This window comes from Mycobacterium sp. P4_H6 (assembly GCF_056400845.1).
Genome location: NZ_JBFUKN010000074.1, coordinates 1 through 18,072, shown reverse-complemented (window position 1 = coordinate 18,072; position 18,072 = coordinate 1). Strand labels below are relative to the sequence as shown.

The following is an 18,072-nucleotide window of genomic DNA, read 5'->3' as shown; positions in this document are numbered from 1 at the left end:
ACCGGGTGACGACGGACGCTGCCGCGGGAGACTTCCGGGCCCGCCTGCTGGCGGCGTTCGAGGCCTCGATCGCCGAGGACGGCTACGCCAAGACGACGATCGCGGACATCGTGCGGCGGGCACGGACCTCACGCCGGACCTTCTACGAGCATTTCTCCAGCAAGGACGAATGCTTCATGGCGCTGCTCGCCGAGGCCAACGCCGAACAGGTCCGCTCGATCGCGGGTGCCGTCGACCCCGAAGCCCCCTGGCAGCAGCAGGCCCGCCAGGCCATCGAGGCCTGGATCGCCTCGGGGGAGTCCCGGCCCGACCTCACCCTGAGCTGGATACGGGACGGACCCTCGCTGGGCGCGGCGGGACGTGACCTCACCCGGGAGTCCATGGAGCATTTCGTCGATATGGTGACCGCGCTGATGGACAGTCCGCAGTTCCGCGCCGCCGGGATCGGGCCTGTGTCGCGACAGCGGATCATCATGCTGCTCGGCGGCCTGCGCGAGCTCACCGCCATCACCGTCGAAAACGGCGGGAAGATGAGCGATATCACCGAGGAAGCCGTGGACGCCACGATCGCGCTGTTCGCCCCGCGCTGAGCACGGGGGAGTCTCGACCTCTCCGGTACGTTGAGCTGATGGTTCGGCCCGCTCAGACGGCGCGCAGTGAGCGCACACGCGACGCACTGCGCCGGGCGGCGATGGTGCGATTCCTCGCCCAGGGGGTCGAGGACACCTCGGCCGAACAGATCGCCGCCGACGCCGGAGTGTCGCTGCGCACCTTCTATCGGCACTTCTCCTCCAAGCACGATCTGCTGTTCGTCGACTACGACGCCGGCCTGGAGTGGTTCCGCACCGCTCTGGCCAATCGCTCACCGCAGGAGTCGATCGTGGAGTCGGTGCACTCGGCGATCCTGCAGTCCCCGTATGACGTGGACGCGGTGGCCAAGATCGCCGAGCTGCGCGCCGACGAGCTCGACCCGGGCCGCATCGTGCGCCACATCCGGGCCGTCGAGGCCTCCTTCGCCGAGGTCGTCGAGGAACACCTGCGCAACGACGACCCGCCGCGGCCCGGCTCCGATGCCGCGCTGCGCGTCACCGTCGCCGCCCGCTGTATTGCCGCCGCGGTGTTCGGCGCCATGGAGGTGTGGATGCTGGCCGAGGAGCGTTCCCTGCCCGAGCTCGCCAGGCTGTGCCGGATGGCGTTGGACTCGCTGGAATCGGGCGTCATCCCGCCGTCCTGATGTTTTGTCATTATTGACAAAACATTGGCCGGGGTGCAGCCTGGGCTGATGCCGGACTACGACGCGATCGTCATCGGCGCGGGCCACAACGGCCTGGCCGCCGCCGCCCTGCTCCAACGCGCCGGGATGCACACCCTGTGCCTGGACGCCAAACTCTATGCCGGCGGAATGGCTTCCACCGTAGAGCTTTTCGACGGGTACAAGTTCGAGATCGCCGGCTCGCTGCAGTTCCCCACCTCGGCGGTGGTCAGCCGCGAACTCGGCCTGGACGCCCTAGCATGCGTCGACGTCGACGTCATGTCGGTATCGCTGCGCGGTATCGGCGACGACCCCGTCATCTACTACACCGACCCGATGAAGCTGCTCACCCACCTCAACGAGGTGCACGGGGCCGAGGCGGTCAACGGCATGGCGGGGCTGATGGCCTGGAGCATGGCGCCCACCCGGGCGCTGGGCCGCTTCGACGCCGACACGCCGGCGAAGACGCTCGATGAGATGTATGCCTGCGCCCACAACGAATTCGAGCGCTCGGCCATCACCGACATGTTGTTCGGCTCGGTCACCGACGTGCTCAACCGCTATCTGCCCGACCCGGAGAAGCACGGCGCGCTGCGCGGCATGCTCAGCTTCCTGGCCGTGAACACCACCTACCGCGGACCGGCCACCCCCGGCAGCGCGGCGGCGCTGGCCTTCGGGCTGGCCGTTCCCGACGAGAACGCCGTACTGATGAAGAAGCTGCGCGGCGGGATCGGCGCGCTCACCACACATATGAGTGAGCTGCTGACCGCGGGCGGGGGAGATCTGCGGCTGCGATCCCAGGTCGAGGAGATCCTGACCGCCGACGGCCGTGTCACCGGGGTGCGGTTGGCCGACGGCACCACCATCAGCGCGCCGGTCGTGATCTCGGCGCTCGCGCCCGACCTGACCGTGACCGGACTGCTGGACGCCTCGGCAGTGCCCGCCGAGGCCCGCGAGCGCTACACCCATGTCGACCACCGTGGCAGCTACCTGCAGATGCACTTCGCACTCGACGGCATCCCGACCTTCGCCGACCCGTACGGCATGCTCAACGATCCCGAGATGCAGTCGGCCATCGGCCTTTTCAATACCCCGGAGGAACTGCAGCAGCAATGGGAGGACAGCCGCCGCGGGATCGTGCCCGCGGATCCGGCGATCGCGATGCAGATGCCCTCGGTGCAGGATCCCGACCTGGCGCCGCCGGGTAAGCATGCGGTATCGGCCTTCTCGTTGTGGTTCCCCGTGGAAGATACGGCGGGATCCTCATACGGCGACCTGAAGAACGAGATGGGCCAACGCGTGATCGACAAGATCACCAGGCTGGCACCCGATTTCGAGAGCCTGATCTCCCGGCACACCACCTTCACCCCGAAACACATGGGCACCATGTTCGGCGCTCCGGGCGGTGACTACTGTCACGGACTGATCCATCCCGAACAGATGGGCCCCAACCGGCCCGGACCAAGAGGCTATGCGGATCAGGAACTCCCGGTCACCGGGCTGTATTTGGGCAGCGCGGGATGCCATGGCGGGCCGGGTATCACCTTCATCCCCGGCTACAACGCCGCCAAGGCGGCGCTCGCCGAGGCGCGTTAGTCGTCTTCGACGGCGGCGCCGTCGGGGGTCGCGCCGCCCTCGTCGGACCAGTCCGTCCGGTCCCCGGCACCCTTGGCGGGGTCGCTCTGGACGTCGTCCTCGGCGCCCTCTGGGCCTGCGTCTGACTCGGTGGTCTTCGGATCTCCGCTCACGGGGGAGAACTACCCGTTTCGTCGGGTTCGGAAACGGTCAGCACCACCTCGGCGATCTCGGGTGCCGAGTCCTCCAGCCGATGCTCCAGGGTGCGCAGGGTCCGCGCGATGGAGGACTCGACGGCATCGCCCACGAGATCGACACTCGCGATCACGAAAATCTGCTTCGGTCCGATGAATTCGGGTCGCAGAAAGCGGACCGTGGCGACCTCGGGGAACCCGAGGAGGCGGTCACGCAAGGCCTGCTGCAACCGGGGCGGCCCGCCCTCGCCGGTGAGGAAGACCCGGTTGCGGTTGATCAGCACGACCGCCACCACGGCGAGCAGCACCCCGACCGCGATGGAACCCGCGGCGTCCCAGGCCACATCACCGGTGAGCTGATGCAGCAGGATGCCGGTGAACGCGATGACGATACCGATCAGGGCGGCACTGTCCTCGGCGAACACCGCCCGCACGGTCGGGTCCGATGTCTCGAACGCGTATCGCAGCACATCACTGTCGAATGTGGCTGCGTCGCGGCGGAGTTGACGCACCGACTGCACCCAGGAGATGCCCTCCAGGACGAAGGAGATGGCCAGCACGATGTAGGCCAATCGGTAGTCCTGCGGACCGTCCTCGCCGTGCAGCAGTTCGGTGATGCCGTGCCAGATCGACACCGCGGCGCCGACCACGAACAAGCCGACCGCGGCCAGCAGCGACCAGACGTAGACCTCGCGACCGTAGCCGAGCGGGCGCCGCTCATCGGCCCGGCGGGCGCCGCGGCGGTTGGCGATGAGCAGGAAGACCTCGTTGCCGGTGTCGGCCCAGGAATGCGCCGCTTCCGCGGTCATCGACGCCGAACCCGACAGCACGGCCGCAAAACTCTTGGCCCCGGCGACCGCGAGGTTGGCCGCGAATGCGACCAACACGGTGACCGTGCTGCCGTCCCCCGACTTCACCACCGCGGGTCAGCCGCCCTGGAGCTGCTGCATCCAATCCCGGGGCACCCGCTCACGCGGTCCCGGAGCCGGCTGGCCGGCCGGGTGCGCCTGCGGCGCAGCCAGTTCGGGGCCGTCGTAATACTCGTCGGTGGCGTAGTTCCAGAACCAGTCCTCGCCGGGTTCGAAGCTGCGGATGATGGGGTGGCCGGTGTCGCGCCAGTGTTGGGAGGCGTGTTTGGCCAGTGAGTCGTCGCAGCACCCGATGTGTCCGCAGGCCGCGCACCGGCGCAGGTGCACCCACCAGCCGCCTGCGGCGTCGCATTCCACACAACCGGTACCACTCGGGGGCTTGGCGGGGTCGATGTCCACCTGCACGAGTCTACTGAGCCGCAACGGTTTTTCTCGGTGAGATCAGATCAAGCTGAGCGAAACCATTCTCGAGATACCCACCAGCAAAATCGGTAATTGACGTCGGCGTTCTCGCAATAGGTGCCTTTGACAGCTAACTAGACCCGCTTTAACGTCCGCGCGATGAGTGCCGCCGGGCAGATGACGAAGTCCATGAACGCCGTGGGCGGCTTCGTGGTGCTCGGCGCCGAGACCTTCGCCGCGATGTTCCGCAGGCCGTTCGCCTGGCGGGAACTGTTCGAGCAAATTGCATTCGTGGCCAGGGTGTCCATTTTCCCGACCATCATGCTGTCCATTCCCTACACCGTACTGATCGTCTTCACCCTCAACATCGTGCTGCTGGAGATCGGGGCCGGTGACCTGTCCGGCGCCGGTGCGGCGCTGGCGTCGGTCACCCAGGTCGGCCCGGTCGTCACGGCCATCGTCGTCTCCGGCGCCGCCGCCACCGCGATGTGCGCCGACCTCGGCGCCCGCACCATCCGCGAAGAGATCGACGCCATGAAGGTGATCGGGGTCAACCCGGTCCAGGCACTGGTGGTGCCGCGGGTGCTGGCGGCCACCTTCGTGGCGCTGATGCTGTATTCCGTTGTCGCCGTGGTCGGCCTGACCGGCAGCTACCTGTTCGTCGTCTACGTGCAGAACGTCACCCCGGGCGCCTTCGTCGCCGGCCTGACCCTACTGACCGGCCTGCCGCAGGTCATCGTGTCGCTGGTCAAGGCGCTGCTGTTCGGGCTGTCCGCCGGTCTGATCGCCTGCCACCAAGGGCTTTCGGTCGGTGGCGGCCCGACCGGCGTCGGCAACGCCGTCAACGAGACCGTGGTGTTCTCGTTCATGGCGCTGTTCCTCATCAACATCCTGGCCACCGCGCTCGGGGTCAAGGTGACCGGATGAGCACCCTGGCCGGCGGGCGCCTGGTCGACGGCACCCGCAACCTGGGCAGGCAGACCGCGTTCTACGGTCAGGCCCTGGTGTCCACCGCGGACGCGGTACGCCGCTACCCGGGTGAGGTGCTGCGCCTGATCGCCGTGATGGGCATGGGCACCGGTGCACTCGCGGTCATCGGCGGGACCGTCGTCATCATCGGATTCCTGACGCTGTCCACCGGCGCCCTGATCGCGGTGCAGGGCTACAACACGCTGTCCAACGTCGGTATCGAGGCCATGACCGGCTTCCTGTCGGCCTTCCTCAACGTGCGGTTCATCGCACCCGCGACGGCCGGGGTGGCGCTGGCCGCCACCATCGGCGCCGGCGCCACCGCACAACTCGGGGCCATGCGGATCAACGAGGAGATCGACGCCCTGGAGGTGATGGGCATCCGCACCATCACCTACCTGGTGTCCACCCGGATCGTCGCCGGGGTGGTGGTGGTCATCCCGCTCTACACCGTCGCGGTGCTGATGTCCTTCCTGGCCACCCGATTCGGGACGACGTTCATCTACGGGCAATCCCGCGGCGTCTACGACCACTACTTTTCCACCTTCCTGCGTCCCTCGGACCTGCTCTGGTCCTTTGTCGCCGCGCTGTCCATGGCGGCGGCGGTGATGGTGGTGCACACCTACTACGGGTTCAGTGCCACCGGCGGGCCGGCCGGGGTGGGCGAAGCCGTCGGCCGTGCGGTCAGGACATCGGTCACGGCAACGGTTTTCGTGCTCCTCACCATCACACTGTCGGTATACGGGCAGTCCGGCAATTTCAACCTCTCGGGGTGAGGAGTGGCAGATACTCGTCGCCGGGAGAAGATCGACCCGATCTGGTGGGCGCCCGTCCTGGTGCTGATCATCGTGGGACTGATCGCGATGACGGCGCTGCTGTTCTCCGGTTCGCTGCGCAACTTCGTACCGATCACCCTGATGTCCGACCGCGCGGGGCTGGTGATGGAGAACGGGGCCAAGGTCAAACTGCGCGGTGTGCAGGTCGGTGAGGTCGGCTCCATCGGCACCGAGGACGGACTGGCCTCGCTGCAGCTCAACATGTACCCGGGCCCGTTCGAATACCTGCCCGCCAATGTCGAGGCGGAGATCAAGGCCACCACCGCATTCGGCGCCAAATACGTCGACCTCATCGTGCCCGACGGCGCACCCGTCGGGGCACTGAAACCGGGATCGGTGCTGCGCTCGCGCAATGTCACCGTCGAGGTCAACACGGTATTCGAGAACCTGCAGTCGGTGGTGCAGGCGGTGGACCCCGCCAAGCTGAACTCGGTGCTCTCGGCGGTGTCGGAATCCCTGCGCGGCAAGGGGGACCACATCGGGCACGCCATCACCGATGCCAACAACGTGCTGCTCGCCGTCAACCCGCGGATGGAGACGGTGCGTACCGACTGGCAGCTGTTCGGCCAGACCGTGGACGCCTATTCCGCTGCGGCCCAGGACATCCTGTCGGTGCTGGACTCCTTCTCCACCACCTCGGAGACCATCGGTGCGCATGCCCAGGCGCTGGACACGCTGCTGCTGTCGGCGGTCGGCTTCTCCCGGTCCGGGATCGACGTCATCGGCGGCAATCAGCCGAACCTGGTGCGCGCCATGAACATTCTCGACCCCACCACCAGCCTGCTGCTCAAATACTCACCGACCTACACCTGCCTGTTCCAGGGGGCGGTGTGGTTCCTGGAGAACGGCGGCCGGGATGCCCTGGGCGGCAACGGCAGATCGGTCATCATGGACGCGGCGATGCTGGCCGGTGACGACGCCTACCGCTACCCGCAGAACCTGCCGAAGACCAATGCCACCGGCGGGCCGGGCGGCAAACCGAGCTGCGGGTCGCTACCCGACGTGAGCCAGAACTTCCCGGTGAAGGCGCTCGTCACCGACACCGGTTGGGGCACCTTGCCCAACGAGATCCGGACCAACCCGGGTATCGGCTTCCCGGGGTGGGCGAACTACTTCCCGGTGACCCGGGCGATCCCCGAGCCGCCGAGCATCCGCTATCCCGGCGGGCCCGCACCCGGGCCGGGCCCCTTCGGCGCACCGGCGCCGCCGTTCCCGCTGCCACCCGGCTCATAGAAGGGATCAGACATGCGACGTAAGAGCATCACCGGCACCGTGGTGCGGGTTGCCCTGTTCACCGCGATCTGCCTGGTCTTCCTGTTCGCCCTGGTGACAGTCTTCGGGCAGTTCCGCTTCGACTCCCGCGTCGGCTACAGCGCGGTGTTCACCAACGTGTCCGGCCTGAAGGGCGGCAACTTCGTGCGCATCGCGGGCGTCGAAGTCGGCAAGGTTCGCGACCTGACCCTGCACAAGGACGGCACCGTCACCGTCGAGTTCGCGATCGACCGCGATCTGCAACTCACCGAGGGCACCAGGGCCGCAGTGCGTTACGAGAACCTGATCGGTGACCGCTACCTCGCACTGGAGGACGGCCCCGGATCGGTACGCACACTGCAGGCGGGTCAGACCATCCCGCTGACCCGCACCTCACCCGCACTCGACGTCGACGCGCTCATCGGCGGGTTCCGTCCGCTGTTCCGGGCGCTGGACCCCGAACAGGTCAACGCGCTGTCCGGCGAACTGCTGAAGGTGTTCCAGGGGCAGGGCGGCACCGTCTCCTCGGTGCTGGCCCAGACCTCGGCGCTGACCAAGACGCTGGCCGGCCGCGACGAGCTCATCGGCCAGGTGATCACCAACCTCAACACCGTGCTCGACACCTTCGCCACCCGGGACGAACAGTTCTCCGAAGGGCTGGGCGACCTTTCCAGCCTGGTCGAAGGTCTATCGGAGCGCCGCACCGACATCGCCACCGGCGTCGCACACATCAACGCCGCCGCCGGATCCATCGCCGACCTGCTGGTCGAGGCCAGAGAACCGATCAAAGAGGCGGTGGCGCAGACGGATCGGTTCAGCGGGCAGCTGATGGCCGACCGTGACTACCTCGACGAACTGGTCCGCACACTGCCGGACACCTACCAGATCCTGGCCCGGCAGGGGCTCTACGGCGACTACTTCGGCTTCTATCTGTGCGATGCGGCACTGAAGGTCAACGGCAAGGGCGGTCAACCGGTGTACATCAAACTGGCCGGCCAGGACACGGGACGGTGCGCACCGAAATGAAACTGAAACGCCCCACCATCACACCCATCGCCGAACGCAACCGCACGGTCGTCGGGATCGTCGGCACCCTGATCGTGGCGGCCGTCGTCGTCGCCGCGTTCTCCTACGACAAGCTGCCCGTGGTGAAGGGGACATCGGATCATTCCGCCTACTTCTCCGAAGCCGGTGGCATCAAACCCGGAAGCGATGTGCGGGTGTCCGGCCTCGGCGTCGGTCGGGTCTCCGAAGTCCGCCTCGAAGGCACCAAGGTGCGGGTCGACTTCACCGTCCGCACCGGCGTCGAACTCGGCGACCGCACCGAGGCCGCCATCAAGACCGAGACGGTACTGGGCACCAAGATGCTGGAGCTCACACCGCGCGGGGACGGCGCACTGTCCGGCACCATCCCGCTGGAGCGCACCACCTCGCCCTACGATCTGCCCACCGCCCTCGGCGATCTCACCACCACCATCAGCGGTCTGGACACCACCCAGCTGTCCTCGGCGCTGTCCACCCTGGCCGAGACGTTCCAGAACACCCCGGCCGACCTCAAACTGGCGCTGGAGGGGGTGTCCCAATTCTCCGACACCCTCAACAACCGGGATGCCCAGCTGCGCAACCTGCTCGCCGATGCCAACAAGGTCACCGGGGTGCTGGCCAAGCGCAGCGACCAGATCGCCGCGCTGGTGGTCAACGCCAATGCGCTGCTCGCCGAACTGCTCTCACAGCAGCAGTCCGTCGATGCCTTCATGGTGAACCTGACCGCCGCCTCCCAGCAGCTGTCCGGGCTGATCGCCGACAACCGCACCCAGCTCAAGCCGGCCCTGGACAAGCTCAACGGGGTGCTGGAGATTCTCGACAACCGCAAGCAGGAACTGCAGCGCACCCTCTATCTGTTGCGCCGTTACGCGATGTCCTTCGGCGAGGTGCTCGGATCGGGGCCGTTCTTCAAGGCCTCCGTGGTGAACCTGCTGCCGGGCCAATTCGTGCAGCCCTTCATCGACTCGGCGTTCTCCGATCTCGGTCTGGACCCCAACGTGGCGCTGCCCTCCGAGCTCGTCGATCCCGGTGTCGGCCAGCCGGGCACCCCGGCGCTGCCGGTGCCCTTCCCGCGGACCGGGCAAGGCGGTGAACCGAATCTGACGCTGCCCGATGCGATCACCGGTAAACCCGGCGATCCGCGCTACCCGTACCGGGAGCCGCTGCCGGCACCCGCACCCGCTGGACCGCCCCCGGGCCCGCCCGCCCCACCGCCGCCCGGATTCTCCGGTCCCGCACCGGTTCTCGGGCCGACCCCGGTGTACGTGCCGTGAGAGGGCGAGTGAGGGTCGCGCTGGCCACCGCACTGGTCGCCATCCTGGCGGTGGCGCTCTCGGTGGTGGGCACCTCGTGGTGGGACCGGGTCAACACGGACACCTTCGTGGCGTACTTCGCCAACGCCAACGGCCTGTACACCGGCGACGAGGTGCGCATCCTGGGCGTCGCGGTGGGCACCGTCGACAAGATCGAGCCGCAACCGGAGAACATCAAGGTCACCTTCTCGGTCGACGCGCAGTATCCGGTGCCCGCCGACGTGCGCGCTGCCGTGCTGTCGCCGTCACTGGTCAGTGCCCGCGCCATCCAGCTGGTGCCCGCCTACGACGGTGGACCGAAACTGGCTGCCGGCGGGACCATCCCGTTGGAGCGCACCGCGGTGCCGGTGGAATGGGACGACTTCCGGACCCAGCTGCAGAAGCTCACCGAGTCGCTGCAACCGACGACACCGGGCGGACCCAATGCGGTCGGCGAGTTCATCAACAGCGCCGCGGACAACCTGCGCGGTCAGGGCGACACCGCCCGCGACACCGTCATCAAACTGTCCCAGGCGATGTCGGTGCTCGGCGATCACAGCACCGACATCTTCAGCACCATCCGCAACCTGCAACTGCTGGTGTCCGCGCTGACCTCCAGCAGCGACCTGCTGGCCGCGTTCAACCGCAACATGGCCGACGTGACCACCGTGCTGTCCAACACGCCCAATGAGATCGCCGACGCCACAGCGGGCCTCGACGGTGCGGTCACCGATCTGCGGGGGTTCATCGCGGAGAACCGGGAATCACTGGGTACCACCTTCGACCGGTTCGACTCGATCACCACCGCGCTCAACGACCGCCGCGGAGATGTCAAACAGATCCTGCACATCGCGCCGTCGGTGTTCCAGAACTTCCTCAACATCTATCAGCCCGCCCAAGCCGCGGTCACCGGCATCATGGCTCTCGGGAACTTCTCCAACACCGTCGAATTCATCTGTGGTGCCGTGCAGGCCGCGTCGAAGCTGAACTACGAACAGTCGGCCAAACTGTGCGTGCAGTACCTGGCGCCCATCGTGAAGAACCGGCAGTACAACTTCCTGCCGATCGGTGGCAACCCGTTCGTCGGGGCCACCGCCCGCCCCAACGAGATCACCTACAGCGAGAATCACCTGCGTCCCGACGCGGTGCCGCCGCCACCGCCGCCGGCGCCGATCGATCCGGTCGAGTTCCTGGCCGCCGAGGGCCCCGCGGTGCCCACCGATCCGGCCACCGGGCTACCCGGACTGATGGTGCCGGGCGGCACCCCGTGACGCGCCGGCTCCCGCTGATCCTGCTGGCCGTGGTGCTGGTCGCGGGATGCCAATGGCGGGGCCTGAATTCGCTGAGCCTGCCCGGTACCGCGGGCAGCGAGGACCGCTCCTACACCATCCAGGCGCAACTGCCCGATGTCGTCGTCATCCAGCAGAACACCCGGGTGCGGGTCGCCGACGTCAACGTCGGCAATGTCACCAAGATCGAGGTGCAGGACTGGCATGCCCTGGTCACCATGCGCATCGACGGTGACGTACAGCTGCCCGCCAACGCCACCGCCAAGGTCGGCCAGACCAGCCTGCTGGGCTCCATGCACATCGAACTCGCCCCGCCCGCCGACGAGCCGGCGCAGGGCCGGCTCACCGACGGCTCGGTGATCCCGCTGGCGTCGGCGGCGACGTACCCGACCACCGAGCAGACCCTGGCATCGGTGTCGGTGCTGCTCAACGGCGGAGGCCTGGCGCAGCTGCAGGAGATCAACCAGACCTTCGCCAAGGCACTGGCCGGACGCGAAGACGATATGCGCAGCCTGCTCACCCAGCTGGACACCTTCATCGGGTCGCTGAACGCGCAGACCGATGACATCATCACCGCCACCGAGCATCTCAACGAGCTGGCCGGGCAGGTCGCGGCGCGCGACGCGACGGTGGACCGGGCGCTGACCACCATCCCGCAGGCGCTCGGCGTGCTCGCCGACTCCCGCGCCACCCTGACCGAGGCGATCGACGCCCTCGGACAGTTCAGTGCCATCGCCAATTCGACGGTGCAGCAGACCCGCGAATCGCTGGTGAACAACCTGCGCAATATCGCGCCGGTGTTCCGGGAACTGGCCGATGCCGGGCCGGCGCTGACCCGGGGACTGGACTTCCTGTCCACCTACCCATGGGTGAAAAGCACCATCCCCAACTGGTTCCGCGGTGACTTCGCCAATATCAGCCTGGTCATCGACCTCACGCTGAGCCGGTTGGACAGCGGCATCTTCACCGGCACCCGTTGGGAAGGTGACCTCACCGAACTCGAGATGCAGTGGGGTCGCACCATCGGCCAGATGCCCAGCCCGTACACCGGCGGCAACCCGCTGGTGGCGCCGTACCACTGGGGGTCCTACTGACATGTTGCGCCTGCACCGCACGGTATGGATCCAGCTTGCGATCCTGGCCTCCGTCACCGTGATCGCCTGCGGGGTGATGGCTTTCGGCTTCGTCAAGGTACCCGCCCTGCTGGGGATCGGCCGCTATGACGTCACCCTGGAACTGCCCAGCTCCGGCGGTCTGTACCCGACCTCGGTGGTCACCTACCGCGGGGACGAGATCGGCCGGGTCACCTCGGTGGACGTCACGGCCACCGGCGTGCGGGCGGTACTCAAGCTCGAATCGGACACCAACGTGCCCGCGGATGTGTCTGCGGCGGTGCACAGCCGGTCGGCGATCGGTGAACAGTTCGTCGAGCTGACCCCCGGCGCCGGGACGTCCGCGACGCTGGCCGACGGCGATGTCATCCCGGCCGGTCGGGTGTCCCTGCCGGTCGATATCGCCGGTCTGCTCGACGCGACGAACACTGCACTGCAGGCCATTCCGCATGACAATCTGCGCACCCTGATCGATGAGGCCGACGTCGCGGTCGGCGGGCTGGGCCGGGAACTGTCGCGGATCGTGGACGGGTCGACGTCGCTGGCCGTCGAAGCGGGCGGGTCGAAAGACCAGTTGACCCGGCTCGTCGACGAGTCACCGCCGGTGCTGAATTCGCAGGTGCAGACCGCGGATTCGATCGCCACCTGGGCGTCGCGGATGGCGTCGATCACCGGGCAGTTCGAAGCGCAGAACGCCGCGTTCGGGGATCTGCTGGACCAGGGTGGTCCGGCTCTGGACGAGGGCCGCGCGCTGTTCGACCGCTTCGCCCCGGCGTTGCCGACGCTGCTGGCGAACATGGTGAGCCTGGGCGATATCGCGGTGACCTACCGTGCCGATCTGGAGCAGCTGTTGGTGCTGGTGCCGCAGGGCACCTCGGTGATGTCGGCGATCACGCTGGCCAACTCCAACACCCGGCAGGCGTACCGCGGTATCTACCTGGACTTCAACCTGAACCTGAACTGGCCACCGCCGTGCAACACCGGCTTCCTGCCGGCCCGCCAGCAGCGGGTGCCCTCCGACATCGACGCCCCGGACCGCCCGTCGGGCGAGCTGTACTGCCGGGTCCCGCAGGACTCGGATCTCAATGTCCGCGGGGTGCGCAACATTCCGTGCGAGACCAAACCGTGGAAGCGCGCCCCGACGGTGGAGATGTGCGAAAGCGAGCAGGACTACGTGCCGCTCAACGACGGCTTCAACTGGAAGGGCGACCCGAACGCGACACTGAGCGGACAGGAGATCCCGCAGTACCCGCCCGGAAGTTCCGCGCCGGGTGAGCCACCGCCTCCGGTCGACGGCCTGGCGCCGAATGCGGCCGAGCTGACCAAGTTTCCACCACCGGCACCTCCCGCGGCGGTCGCCCCGCAGAACGTCGCGGTCGCCGTGTACGACCCGGCCACCGGCGACTACATCGGCCCGGACGGTCGCCGCTACACTCAGGGCGATCTGGCCCAGGCCGGTGACCGGACCTGGCAGTCGCTGCTGGTGCCCGGCGGGTAGCGCACCAGTTAGCCGTGGGCTACAGGAAGTAGCTGTCGTGCCGCTGATTCCATTCGATACGTTCCTCGTCGGTCAGGCCGGCCAGGTGCGGTAGGCCCTCGAAGTAGGATTCCCGCGGTGCGCCGGGGGCGAACAGGATCAACACCTCGGCGGGCTCATCGGCGTCGTTGCGGAATCCGTGGATGCCCCCGGGCGGTACGAAGAGGAAATCGCCTTTGGTCGCGTCGACCCACTTGTCGCCGTCGTAGAGCCGCATCGTGCCGTCCAGCACGTAGAACGCCTCGGAGATGGCCTTGTGATAGTGCGCGGCAGCACCGCCGGCGCGGGCTGCCATCTCGACGCGGTACAGGCCGTAGTCGCCCGCCGAGGTCTTCTGGTCGACGAGGTAGTGGAACTTCATCGGGCCGACCGCGTAGTCCTCGGCATGGTCCTCCCGGCGGAGGCTCGCGCTGATCTCGGGTTCACCGTCGAAACGCTCAGCGGGATAAGGAGGGACATCCATGATGTTTTGCGGATTCCACAGCGACATGAGGGCTCCTTCGGCGCTACGCGAGTTTGCGGTTTCAACTACCTAAACACGCAAGCACGCTCGGACGCCAGGGCGAACGTCATACTGCTACTTCTTGTCTCGCCAGGCACGCTCGAACGGCAGCCGCCACGCATTCGGCGCGATCAGTTGGTGGATAGCGTTCGGGCCCCAGGTGCCCGGCTGGTACAGCTTGGCCGGCGGCGGATCCTCGAGCAGATGAGCCGAACGCTCCCACAGGGATTCGATGCCCTCGGCGGTGGTGAACAGCGTGTGGTCACCGCGCATCGCATCCAGGATGAGCCGCTCGTAGGCCTCCAGCACGTCGCCGTTGCTCGGGATCTCGGTGGTGGAGAACTGCATGGACATCTTGTCCAGCTTCATGCCCGGCCCGGGACGCTTGCCATAGAACGACAGCGACACCTTCGAGTTGTCGGCCAGATCGAAGGTCAGGTGGTCCGGGCCCTGCGAGCCGACACCCGACCCGGCCGGAAACATGGTGCGCGGCGCCTCCTTGAAGGCAATGGAGATGATGCGCATACCCTCGGCCATCTTCTTGCCGGTGCGCAGATAGATCGGCACCCCGGCCCAGCGCCAGTTGTCGATGCCGACCTTGAGGGCGATGAACGTCTCGGTGTCGGAATCCCGTGCCACTCCGGTGAGTTCGCGGTACCCGGCGAACTGCCCGCGCACCACGTCGTTGCATTGGATGGGCAGCATGGAGCGGAACACCTTGTTCTTCTCCTCGCTGATCGCGCGCGGTTCCAGCGCGGTCGGCGGTTCCATCACCACGAAGGCCATCACCTGGAACAGGTGGGTGACGACCATGTCCTTGTAGGCGCCGGTGCTTTCGTAGAAGTTGGCCCGCTCGTCCAGACCGAGCACCTCCGGAATGTCGATCTGGATGTGATCGATGAAGTTGCGGTTCCAGATCGGCTCGAACAGACCGTTGGCGAACCGGAACGCCAGGATGTTCTGGGCGGCCTCCTTGCCCAGGAAGTGGTCGATCCGGAACACCTGGCGTTCCTTGAACGTCTCATGCACGAAGTCGTTGAGGGCGACCGCGCTGGCCAGGTCGGTGCCGAACGGCTTTTCYATCACCACCCGCGAGCGGTCCACCAGCTTGGCCTCGCGCAGCATGGTGATGACCGCGCGGGCTGCCTTGGGCGGTACCGAAAGGTAGTGCAGCCGTTGAGCGTTGCCGCCGAGTCGGGCCTCGGCCGCGGCCACCGCTGCGGCCAGCGCCTCCGGCCCGGCGCCCTGGGGGACGTAGCTGAGCATCGTGGAGACGTCGGCCCACTGCTCGTCGGTCAGCTTGTGCGTACCGAATCTCTCGATGGCGTCCTTGGCCAGCGCGCGGAACTCGTCGTCGGTCAGATCCTCCAGCGAGGTGCCGACCACCTGGATGTTCGGCGCCAGCTCGGACTGGTCCAGGTAGGCCATCCCGGGCAGCAATTTGCGTTTGGCCAGATCGCCGGTGGCGCCGAACAGCACGATCACATGGGGTTCGAGCGGGTCGGTGTCCCGGCGGTGCGGGCGGGCACCGGGTGCGGGGTAGGCGATGGTCTGCGGGTTCTCGGCGGCCATGGCGGCGATGTTGCCATCCGTACGTTAACGCTGCGCGACATCGCTAGGGTCAGGCCATGGCAACCAGCGTTTCCCGTGAAGTGGTCATCGAGGCGTCCCCGGAGGAGATCTTCGCCGTCGTCGCCGACGTCGAATCCACCCCGACCTGGTCGCCCCAGTATCAGAAGGCCGAGGTGGTAAATCGCGACGCCGAGGGCCGTCCGCACCGCGTGATCCAGACCATCAAGACGGTCGGCATCAGCGATCAGTTGACCATCGATTACACCTGGGAAGAGCACAAGGTCAGCTGGGTGCTGGTGAAGGCCAGTCAGCTGAAGTCCCAGCAGTGCAGCTACACGCTGACGCCTTTGGGGGACACGGACCCAGAAAGAACACAGGTGCGGTTCGACATGGACATCGAGCTGGCGATCCCACTGCCGGGGTTCATCCTCAAGCAGGTCATGAAGGGCGCCATCGATGTCGCGACCAGCGGCCTGCGCAAGCAGGTGCTGAAGGTCAAGAAGGGTTGACCGGTCCGCTGGCCGGCGTGCGGGTCCTCGAACTCGGCGGTATCGGACCGGGCCCACATGCGGGGATGATGCTGGCAGATCTGGGGGCCGACGTGGTGCGCGTCCGGCGCCCTGGTGGGGTGCAGATGCCCGCCGAGAACGTCGACCTGATGCACCGCGGCAAGCGGGTCGTCGACCTCGACGTCAAGCACGAACCCGACAAGCTGCTCGACCTCGCCACCAAGGCCGATGTACTGCTGGACGGCTTTCGGCCGGGGACCTGCGAGCGGCTCGGGATCGGCCCGTCGGACTGCGCCGCGGTGAATCCGCGGCTGATCTTCGCGCGCATCACCGGTTGGGGACAACACGGGCCGCTGGCGCAGACCGCCGGCCACGACATCAACTATCTGTCGCAGACGGGTGCGCTGAGCGCCATCGGCTACCGGGACCGGCCGCCGGTCGCCCCACTGAACCTGGTCGCCGATTTCGGTGGCGGCTCGATGCTGGTGCTGGTCGGCATCCTCGCCGCCCTGTTCGAGCGGGAGACATCCGGTACCGGGCAGGTGATCGACGCCGCCATGGTCGACGGGGTCAGCATGCTCGCGCAGATGATGTGGACCATGAAGGCCACCGGATCGCTTCGGGATCAACGGGAGTCGTTCCTGCTCGACGGAGGTGCGCCGTTCTATCGGGTCTACGAGACCGCCGACGGCGGGCACATGGCGGTGGGGGCGATCGAGCCGCAGTTCTTCGCGGCGCTGCTCGCCGGACTCGGTGTGAATGCCGACGAGGTGCCCGCCCAGTTCGACCGGGACCGCTGGCCCGAGATGCGCGCGGTGTTCGAGGCCCGGTTCGCCGCCCGGACCCGCGCGCAGTGGACGGCGACCTTCGCGGATAGCGATGCCTGCGTCACCCCGGTGCTGAACTGGGCCGAGGCCGCCGACAGCGAGCACCTGCTGGCCAGGGGCACCCTGGTCGACGAGCACGGGGTGCGTCAGGCCGCGCCGGCGCCGCGGTTCTCCCGGACACCGGCCGGACCGGTCGGCCGACCGCCGCAGGACACCACGGCCGTCGAGGGTGTCGGCTGGTGAGCCGGATTTGCTGCCGACATCGGCGTAAATTGGCAACGCCCAGTTAGTCGAAATCCTTGCGGGAATCTAAGGGCGGTCTTATATTTGCCTGATGGCTGTCAGAGCGTCGAGAGAAGTCCTCTTCGACGCCTCGCCGGAGGCGATCCTTGATGCGCTCGCCGACATCGACGAGGTGCCGACCTGGTCCACCCTGCACCGTTCCGCGGAGGTGGTGGACCGTCATCCCGATGGCAGGCCCCACCACGTCAAGGCGACGGTGAAGATCATGGGCATCACCGACAAGGAGATGCTGGAGTATCACTGGGGCGATGACTGGATGGTCTGGGACGCTCACGACACCTTCCAGCAGCGCGGGCAGCACGGCGAATACAAGCTGGTCCGCGAGGGTGACCGCACCCGCGTCCGATTCGACCTCATCATCGATCTGGTCGCGCCGATCCCCGAGTTCCTGCTGCGCCGGGCCAAGAAGATGGTGCTCGACGCGGCCGTGGACCGGTTGCGTACCCGGGTCACGCGTTTCCACGGCTAGCAATCACGGTGAGCGCAAGGGAATTACCGGTGCCGCCGGGTCGCTGACCCGTATATGCCCACTGGAATAGTCCTCGTTCCCAACCGACAGGCCGCCAACCACGTCGACGACGCGATCAGCCAGGCACGTCAGGCCTATGACGTCGGCGTCCGGCAGATCTGGCTCGCACAGCAATTCGACCATGACGCGATCGGCCTGGCGGGCCTGATCGGCGCCGCGGTGCCCGGCCTCGGCGTCGGCACCTCCGTCGTGCCGCTCAACCCGCGGC

The 18,072-nt window shown here is 67.2% G+C and carries 19 protein-coding genes and 1 pseudogene; 15 read left to right on the top strand and 5 right to left on the bottom strand.

Annotation, left to right across the window (positions count from 1 at the left end; genetic code table 11):
- Nucleotides 1-5 precede the first annotated feature (5 nt).
- The 3 genes from AC1DTF_RS24425 to AC1DTF_RS24415 are packed head-to-tail and all read left to right on the top strand — an operon-like array spanning nt 6 to nt 2,848.
- Nucleotides 6-590 carry a TetR/AcrR family transcriptional regulator gene (locus tag AC1DTF_RS24425; protein ID WP_477475950.1) on the top strand — a complete coding sequence of 195 codons (585 nt, stop codon included), beginning with the start codon at nt 6-8 and terminating at the stop codon, nt 588-590.
- Between the two features lie 38 nt (nt 591-628).
- Nucleotides 629-1,234 (top strand): TetR/AcrR family transcriptional regulator, encoded by a 606-nt coding sequence (locus tag AC1DTF_RS24420; protein ID WP_477475949.1) that lies wholly within the window; start codon nt 629-631, stop codon nt 1,232-1,234.
- A gap of 48 nt (nt 1,235-1,282) precedes the next feature.
- Complete coding sequence (locus tag AC1DTF_RS24415; RefSeq protein WP_477475948.1) at nt 1,283-2,848, top strand: phytoene desaturase family protein; 1,566 nt, start codon at nt 1,283-1,285, stop codon at nt 2,846-2,848.
- Here AC1DTF_RS24415 and AC1DTF_RS24410 read toward each other — a convergent pair.
- Genes AC1DTF_RS24410 through AC1DTF_RS24400 form a run of 3 tightly spaced genes read right to left on the bottom strand, consistent with a single transcriptional unit; the run spans nt 2,845 to nt 4,289 of the window.
- Nucleotides 2,845-3,000, bottom strand: a complete 156-nt coding sequence (locus AC1DTF_RS24410) for a hypothetical protein (protein WP_200962162.1) — start codon at nt 2,998-3,000, stop codon at nt 2,845-2,847. The two genes, AC1DTF_RS24415 and AC1DTF_RS24410, sit on opposite strands and share 4 nt — an antisense overlap.
- The gene (locus AC1DTF_RS24405; protein WP_477475947.1) at nt 2,997-3,941 is read right to left on the bottom strand and encodes a cation diffusion facilitator family transporter; all 945 of its coding nucleotides are present in this window, start codon (nt 3,939-3,941) and stop codon (nt 2,997-2,999) included. Before AC1DTF_RS24405 ends, AC1DTF_RS24410 begins: the two co-directional genes overlap by 4 nt.
- Before the next feature lie 6 nt (nt 3,942-3,947).
- On the bottom strand, nt 3,948-4,289 hold the full coding sequence (locus AC1DTF_RS24400) for a UBP-type zinc finger domain-containing protein (protein WP_477475946.1): 342 nt from the start codon (nt 4,287-4,289) through the stop codon (nt 3,948-3,950).
- 162 nt (nt 4,290-4,451) lie between these two features.
- Here AC1DTF_RS24400 and AC1DTF_RS24395 point away from each other — a divergent pair, with 162 nt between their 5' ends.
- From AC1DTF_RS24395 to AC1DTF_RS24360, 8 genes are read left to right on the top strand one after another with little or no spacing between them, the layout of a single operon-like run.
- A complete protein-coding gene (locus AC1DTF_RS24395) occupies nt 4,452-5,219 on the top strand; it encodes an MlaE family ABC transporter permease (protein ID WP_477475945.1) in 768 nt (255 codons plus the stop codon).
- Entirely contained in the window at nt 5,216-6,037 is an 822-nt protein-coding gene (locus AC1DTF_RS24390) for an ABC transporter permease (RefSeq protein WP_477475944.1), read from the top strand. The genes AC1DTF_RS24395 and AC1DTF_RS24390 overlap by 4 nt, the downstream gene beginning before the upstream one ends.
- A gap of 3 nt (nt 6,038-6,040) precedes the next feature.
- Nucleotides 6,041-7,330: an MCE family protein gene (locus AC1DTF_RS24385; protein WP_477475943.1), complete on the top strand. Its 1,290-nt coding sequence runs from the start codon at nt 6,041-6,043 to the stop codon at nt 7,328-7,330.
- 12 nt (nt 7,331-7,342) lie between these two features.
- On the top strand, nt 7,343-8,374 hold the full coding sequence (locus AC1DTF_RS24380) for an MCE family protein (protein WP_477475942.1): 1,032 nt from the start codon (nt 7,343-7,345) through the stop codon (nt 8,372-8,374).
- Between the two features lie 17 nt (nt 8,375-8,391).
- Nucleotides 8,392-9,666 (top strand): MCE family protein, encoded by a 1,275-nt coding sequence (locus AC1DTF_RS24375; protein WP_477475964.1) that lies wholly within the window; start codon nt 8,392-8,394, stop codon nt 9,664-9,666.
- On the top strand, nt 9,663-10,955 hold the full coding sequence (locus tag AC1DTF_RS24370; protein ID WP_477475941.1) for an MCE family protein: 1,293 nt from the start codon (nt 9,663-9,665) through the stop codon (nt 10,953-10,955). The genes AC1DTF_RS24375 and AC1DTF_RS24370 overlap by 4 nt, the downstream gene beginning before the upstream one ends.
- The gene (locus AC1DTF_RS24365; RefSeq protein WP_477475940.1) at nt 10,952-12,067 is read left to right on the top strand and encodes a virulence factor Mce family protein; all 1,116 of its coding nucleotides are present in this window, start codon (nt 10,952-10,954) and stop codon (nt 12,065-12,067) included. The genes AC1DTF_RS24370 and AC1DTF_RS24365 overlap by 4 nt, the downstream gene beginning before the upstream one ends.
- Before the next feature lies 1 nt (nt 12,068).
- Nucleotides 12,069-13,583 (top strand): MCE family protein, encoded by a 1,515-nt coding sequence (locus AC1DTF_RS24360; RefSeq protein WP_477475939.1) that lies wholly within the window; start codon nt 12,069-12,071, stop codon nt 13,581-13,583.
- Nucleotides 13,584-13,602: 19 nt separating this feature from the next.
- Here AC1DTF_RS24360 and AC1DTF_RS24355 read toward each other — a convergent pair whose 3' ends face one another.
- Nucleotides 13,603-14,112 carry a cupin domain-containing protein gene (locus AC1DTF_RS24355; protein ID WP_477475938.1) on the bottom strand — a complete coding sequence of 170 codons (510 nt, stop codon included), beginning with the start codon at nt 14,110-14,112 and terminating at the stop codon, nt 13,603-13,605.
- Nucleotides 14,113-14,199: 87 nt separating this feature from the next.
- Nucleotides 14,200-15,696: a glucose-6-phosphate dehydrogenase gene (zwf, locus tag AC1DTF_RS24350; RefSeq protein WP_477475937.1), complete on the bottom strand. Its 1,497-nt coding sequence runs from the start codon at nt 15,694-15,696 to the stop codon at nt 14,200-14,202.
- A gap of 56 nt (nt 15,697-15,752) precedes the next feature.
- On the opposite strand from zwf, the gene AC1DTF_RS24345 reads away from it, so the two are divergent.
- The 4 genes and pseudogenes from AC1DTF_RS24345 to AC1DTF_RS24330 form a co-directional block, all read left to right on the top strand.
- Entirely contained in the window at nt 15,753-16,205 is a 453-nt protein-coding gene (locus AC1DTF_RS24345) for an SRPBCC family protein (RefSeq protein WP_477475936.1), read from the top strand.
- On the top strand, nt 16,202-17,275 hold the full coding sequence (locus tag AC1DTF_RS24340; protein WP_477475935.1) for a CaiB/BaiF CoA transferase family protein: 1,074 nt from the start codon (nt 16,202-16,204) through the stop codon (nt 17,273-17,275). The genes AC1DTF_RS24345 and AC1DTF_RS24340 overlap by 4 nt, the downstream gene beginning before the upstream one ends.
- Before the next feature lie 91 nt (nt 17,276-17,366).
- Nucleotides 17,367-17,804 (top strand): SRPBCC family protein, encoded by a 438-nt coding sequence (locus AC1DTF_RS24335; protein WP_057167942.1) that lies wholly within the window; start codon nt 17,367-17,369, stop codon nt 17,802-17,804.
- A gap of 54 nt (nt 17,805-17,858) precedes the next feature.
- Nucleotides 17,859-18,072 (top strand): annotated as a pseudogene (locus AC1DTF_RS24330) (LLM class F420-dependent oxidoreductase); the annotation flags it as partial.

Excerpts from the sequence above, each read along its gene's own strand:
- AC1DTF_RS24420 (WP_477475949.1), top strand. The coding sequence starts at position 629 with ATGGTTCGGCCCGCTCAGACGGCGCGCAGTGAGCGCACACGCGACGCA.
- AC1DTF_RS24415 (WP_477475948.1), top strand. The coding sequence starts at position 1,283 with ATGCCGGACTACGACGCGATCGTCATCGGCGCGGGCCACAACGGCCTG.
- AC1DTF_RS24395 (WP_477475945.1), top strand. The coding sequence starts at position 4,452 with ATGAGTGCCGCCGGGCAGATGACGAAGTCCATGAACGCCGTGGGCGGC.
- AC1DTF_RS24390 (WP_477475944.1), top strand. The coding sequence starts at position 5,216 with ATGAGCACCCTGGCCGGCGGGCGCCTGGTCGACGGCACCCGCAACCTG.
- AC1DTF_RS24380 (WP_477475942.1), top strand. The coding sequence starts at position 7,343 with ATGCGACGTAAGAGCATCACCGGCACCGTGGTGCGGGTTGCCCTGTTC.
- AC1DTF_RS24360 (WP_477475939.1), top strand. The coding sequence starts at position 12,069 with ATGTTGCGCCTGCACCGCACGGTATGGATCCAGCTTGCGATCCTGGCC.
- AC1DTF_RS24355 (WP_477475938.1), bottom strand. The coding sequence starts at position 14,112 with ATGTCGCTGTGGAATCCGCAAAACATCATGGATGTCCCTCCTTATCCC.
- AC1DTF_RS24345 (WP_477475936.1), top strand. The coding sequence starts at position 15,753 with ATGGCAACCAGCGTTTCCCGTGAAGTGGTCATCGAGGCGTCCCCGGAG.
- AC1DTF_RS24335 (WP_057167942.1), top strand. The coding sequence starts at position 17,367 with ATGGCTGTCAGAGCGTCGAGAGAAGTCCTCTTCGACGCCTCGCCGGAG.